Origin of the sequence: Methanosarcina sp. A14, assembly GCF_001729375.1 — an archaeon.
GTDB lineage: Archaea > Halobacteriota > Methanosarcinia > Methanosarcinales > Methanosarcinaceae > Methanosarcina > Methanosarcina barkeri.
In genome coordinates, this window is the sequence record NZ_LZPK01000233.1 from 1 (window position 1) to 5,102 (window position 5,102).

At 40.0% G+C, this 5,102-nt stretch carries 4 protein-coding genes; 1 reads left to right on the forward strand and 3 read right to left on the reverse strand.

Going from position 1 to position 5,102, the window contains the following annotated elements; translation table 11 throughout:
- Positions 1-178 precede the first annotated feature (178 nt).
- The 3 genes from A9239_RS11345 to A9239_RS11360 form a co-directional block, all read right to left on the reverse strand.
- Entirely contained in the window at positions 179-2,008 is a 1,830-nt protein-coding gene (locus A9239_RS11345; RefSeq protein ID WP_238985568.1) for an MFS transporter, read from the reverse strand.
- Complete coding sequence (locus tag A9239_RS11350; protein ID WP_069575305.1) at positions 1,962-2,426, reverse strand: PadR family transcriptional regulator; 465 nt, start codon at positions 2,424-2,426, stop codon at positions 1,962-1,964. Before A9239_RS11350 ends, A9239_RS11345 begins: the two co-directional genes overlap by 47 nt.
- 580 nt (positions 2,427-3,006) lie before the next feature.
- Positions 3,007-3,861 (reverse strand): hypothetical protein, encoded by an 855-nt coding sequence (locus A9239_RS11360; RefSeq protein ID WP_048119441.1) that lies wholly within the window; start codon positions 3,859-3,861, stop codon positions 3,007-3,009.
- Positions 3,862-4,441: 580 nt separating this feature from the next.
- Between A9239_RS11360 and A9239_RS11365 the strand changes: the two genes are divergently transcribed.
- On the forward strand, positions 4,442-4,864 hold the full coding sequence (locus A9239_RS11365) for a GNAT family N-acetyltransferase (protein ID WP_048119438.1): 423 nt from the start codon (positions 4,442-4,444) through the stop codon (positions 4,862-4,864).
- The last annotated feature ends 238 nt before the right edge of the window (positions 4,865-5,102 follow it).

Here is a 5,102-nt window from a genome sequence, read left to right on the forward strand (position 1 = left end):
GATTTGGAAGGACCCTATCTGGACAGATTTATGCTGGAAGAGCCTGAGGCAAGAAGGATACTGGATCTTGCTTCTGCATTATTTCTCCGTACTTCATGTTCTCCGTATTTTCTGTTCTCCGTATTCTCTTTTTATTTATGCTTATTACAGCAATAATCCTTATCCAGTATGCCAAAAATTAGGAATGTGTTTCCTCTACTGTTGCAAGATCACCTTTGTTAACATTACTAACCGAGCTGTGAGCTTCGTACACATACCTTTGTCCCCTCATTGCCGACAGCACGGCAGCTATACCACAGAGTACAGCTCCGATTATGAACGAAATCCGCAACGCTGGCATGAATGCCTGCTGTAATGTCTGCGGGAACCAGTAGTTACTTGTCAGTGTGGTCACGATTTGTTGCGGTATTGAGCCAACAATACTCGAATTCATAGAGCTCAGAACTGAATCCATAGGGTTGTAGCCCAGGAAAGCAGAGAACAAAGCGTTGGTCGGTGACATACTGGCTAGATAACTGGCGAGCTGCTGCACAGCAGGGATAACCTGTTCAGACCCAAAGCTGGATAACGAAGCCTTAACTGCACCTGGGAAAGCTTTTTGAATTCCCACAATCACAACGGTGAAGAATACGGACATGCTCAGGGTATTGGCTGAGTTCGCCAATGTGGACAACATGCCCGACGCGACACCTCTGTTCTGAGGTGGCACAGAATTCATTATCGATGAGCTGTTAGGAGAGGCAAACATACCATTCCCAATACCCATGAAGAAAATCAGTATTCCTAGCTCCCAGTAATCAAAGTTATAGGGAAGCAGCGAGAGTCCGATGAAGGCAAATGTAACGATAGTCATCCCTATAGTGGCGATCCATCGAGGCCCATACTTGTCCGAGAGCATACCGGAAATCGGTCCCATGATCATAAAGCCGAGAGTCATAGGTAACATATAAATTCCTGCCCATAACGGCGTTTCCTCAAAGCGGTAACCATGAAGTGGCAGCCAGATACCCTGTAGCAGAAGAATAAGCATGAACATGGCACCACCTCGTGCAATAGCTGCAGTAAAACTGGCGAGACATCCATAGGCAAAAGCTCTAATCTTGAAAAACTCAAGCTTGAACATTGGGTTCTTCACCTTGCTCTCGACAAACGGGAAAGCAATCAGCAATGCGATTCCGATACCTAGAACTGTCATTACCCAGGGGTTGTTCCAGCCCATTGCATCGGTGATACCATTATGCTCGTAAGGCATCAGGGCATAAGTGACACCGATCAGAAGCGAGGTCAGCCCGCCGACAAAAAGTAAGTTTCCTACAATATCGAGACTGGTCCTGGATGCCCGGAACGAAATATCCTTCATCTTCCAGTAGGACCACACTGTTCCAAGAACAGCAAAGGGAATGTTAACCAAGAACACATAGCGCCAGTTGTATGTAGCCAGTACACCACCGAGCAGCAAGCCAATGAACTGACCTGACATAAATGCGACCATATTTATGCCGAGTGCCTTTCCCCTCTCGCTTACCGGAAAAGCATCTGTAATAATAGCTGAGCCGTTTGCTATAGTGAATGCACTGCCTACAGCCTGTATGAGCCTGAAAAGAACTAGTTCCAAAGCACCAGCATTGCCTGTGCCAGGCGTTAGATAGAGCAGGGTTGAACCGATGGCGAATATTAGGAATCCAAGCCGGAACAATTTTACCCGGCCATACATGTCCGCCAGCCGACCAATAGTGAGGAGCAGTGTAGCCGTTACCAGACCAAAGCCCATCAGGAGCCACAGCAAGTACTGGAATGCCCCCGGAGCCATTGGGTTCATCTTGATTCCCTTGAATATTGCGGGAAGAGAGATCAGGATAATACTGCCGTTAATGGAGCCCATCAGTGATGCGAGGGTCACATTAAACAGTGCAACCCATTTGTATGCAATACTCTTCCCCTTGTGATTTTCACTCAATTTATTACCTTCCGTTTTTGTTGTTTTCATCTTCTTGATTCTGGAAATCACAGTCTTGTGCCGCTTTAGACTGCTGCATAACATCCTGGGTATCGTCCACCTTTCCTTTAGCATCACTGTTATCGTCGCCTTCAATCACATTGTTGACGATCCTGGACATCTCGTTCAGGAGTTCCAGTTTTTCCTGTGTCATGCGGTTCAGTCCTTTTACTCCCCTGGGGGTGATCGTGTATACTTTCCTGCGTTCGATCCCCTCGCTCTGGATGAAACCTTTTGACTCAAGTTTCTCCAGGATTGGGTAGATCGAGCCTGCACTCGGAGTCCATCGCCCGTTTGAGCGGCGCTCGACCGTCTTGATGATATCATAACCATGAGTAGGTTTCTCTTTAATAATTTTCAGCACGATATATTTGAGAAAAGCCCGCCTGATTTCTGTACACATCTTATTATTATCGATGCTTTCTTCCATGTTTCGTACCCCGATATATCGGCAAGTGATATAGCGGTAGATAATATAATATTTATATCTTTTTGGTAACTATTAATCATCAAAATTAGTTAGACCGTATTGGTTTTGAAGTAATAGATATGCCAGGCAACTAATGATGAAAAAAGAAAAAGTAGAATCATTTGATACTTATTAGAGATGATCAATTCGTTGAAATTTACCAATTGAATCTGAATAAAGGAAGTTATTGATGCGGTCTTACCAAGACTGAATAGTTACATTATTTTTTGGTTCACGGGGTTAACATGTTTAACTTCACAGAAACGGGATAATAAGCTGGGAACAGCATAAGGTCCTCTGGACATACAATCAACCAAATAATTGGGAACGATACATTTCTGGGTTTTCTCTCTGGGTCTTCTTCCGTTTTCTCTCAAAAATGAAGTAAATATTGAAGTAAATATTGAAGTAAATATTGAAGTAAATATTGAAGTAAATATTGAAGTAAATATTGAAGTAAATATTGAAGTAAATATTGAAGTAAATATTGAAGTGAATTTTTACGGTAGAGCCTATATTTTCATAACTTGTCTGTTTTTCATTATTTATCTGTCAGTACTTTCTTCCTGCGGTTGGCCATGTAAAACTTCATGAAAACGGCTCCTGCCATCAGTACGGCAAGCCCGGCAGAGAAATAAGGAGATTTTATGACATCCCATCTACCTGACCAGACAAGGAATCCGGTAAGAAAAAGCACTGAAGACCCGGCAATTCCTGATATCTCAAAAGGAATTTTCATAGAGCCGAGGGTAAGCCTATTCTGGTTTTCGAGGATTTCTACACGGGACTCAAGTTCCATTATATACTTACTTTTTGCATCTTGCTGAACCTTGAGGTTACGGAACTCCATATCCAGTTTTTCGATTTCGGATTTGAGGTTGTTATGAGTAAAATTCGAAAGCTCGGATAGAGAAGCATGAAGGGAACGGAGACTTTCGGATAGGCTTGAAAAAACCTCATTTATGTTCTTGATTTTATAATTGGCTCCGGACATCTCGGAGGAATTTTCCCCGGAAAATGTAGAAAAATTCGAAGGCTCGCTCGAAGGAAGTACTGCACTGAATTCAAAATTTGAAATATTTCCTTCCGAAACTGAAGGAACTAAATCCGAAAAAAAAGAATTTCCGCGAATAGAAGCTTCAGGAGAAACCGATGGAACCTGAGGTAAAATTGGGGAGTGTGAAGCGATGCTTCCTGCATTTTCCACCGGAAAAAGTCCTGAAAAATTTCCTGAGAAAAATCTGTCAGTTTGCAGTTCAGTAGAAGCTTCTATAGAAAGGCGCCTCTCGACTGCCCTGAGTCGTTTTTCAAAACTTCTTATACTCTGATCGAAAACCTCAATTCTTCCTTGCAAATCCTCCCGAACTTCTGGATCTGCCTTACGTAACTTATTCAATTAACCATTACCCCCGTATTTTGTACTACAAAATGAGGCCCGAGACTATATAAAATTTTTGAAGTTCATATGGTGTTAAGATTAATAACACAAAAAGTCAGAACCCGAAAAGAAGAATGACAAAAGGATAGAACGAAAAAGGAACGAAAATAGAAGAATAACAGAAAAGAGGAAAAATAAAACATAATATAGGAAAACTGAATGTGAAAAAAGAAGAATAACAAAAAAGGAAAATAAAACATAATTATAAAAACTTGGAAGTGAAACTAGAAAAATAACGTAAAAAAGAGAAAAGTAGCTTGAAAGGAATAAAGCAGAGAGATTCAAAAGTACGGTAGTCCTTCAATAATCAGCTGATATTTTCCAGAGTACTCACACATTCGCTTTTCGCTCTAATTTTCTGCTTTGTGTATGCTCAGTTTTCTGTAAGCAGGTAAGCTTAGAAAACAGATGTGGATGAGCAAAAATACTCAAACACAAAATATCAACCATCTACTAATTCACGAATAGGATTTGAAATACGCCCAAAATTTATAATTTATATTTACTTATACTATATACCTATTATTTGAGGAGTAGAATGGACCTGAAAACTCAATATGATTGCTTAAATATTGACTGGAATCGTGTATCTGAAATATTAAAAGAAGTTAATATGGCATCTTTTGAAGGAGATGTGCATAAGAGATGCTTTGAAAATAGCCATACTGTTATATTTGTTTTTGATAACGAGGAACTAATTGGTTTTGGGCGTGCAATTTCAGATGGAATATATCAAGCCGCAATTTATGATGTAGCAGTACTGCTTGAGTATCAGGGTAAAAAGATAGGCAGTCTAATTGTTGAACATATTTTAAACTCACTTCCGCAATGTAATTTTATATTATATGCTTCGCCTGGAAAAGAACCGTTTTATGAAAAATTGAACTTTCGAAAAATGAAAACAGGAATGGCTTTATTTCGATATCCAGAAATGATGCAGAAGATCGGTTTTACTGAATAAATCAAAGTAAATCTAACTGACATCTTAAATGCTCTATCAAGCCTGTAATTTGGCATGAAGGTGCTTGAAATAACTTTCCTAATTTTGTGCATGTTATTCAATGAATTTTATGCTCGTTTAGCATGAAAATGCATGAGGGTATCTCTCATGTTCTCATTTCCTTCTTTTTTCACAAAAGTGCAATTATTCTACTAATTATTTTGATACGTTCAAAAAAGTAAAAAATAAATCAAAGTAA

Coding starts and splice junctions, on each gene's coding strand:
- A9239_RS11350 (WP_069575305.1), bottom strand. CDS start 2,426: ATGGAAGAAAGCATCGATAATAATAAGATGTGTACAGAAATCAGGCGG.
- A9239_RS11365 (WP_048119438.1), top strand. CDS start 4,442: ATGGACCTGAAAACTCAATATGATTGCTTAAATATTGACTGGAATCGT.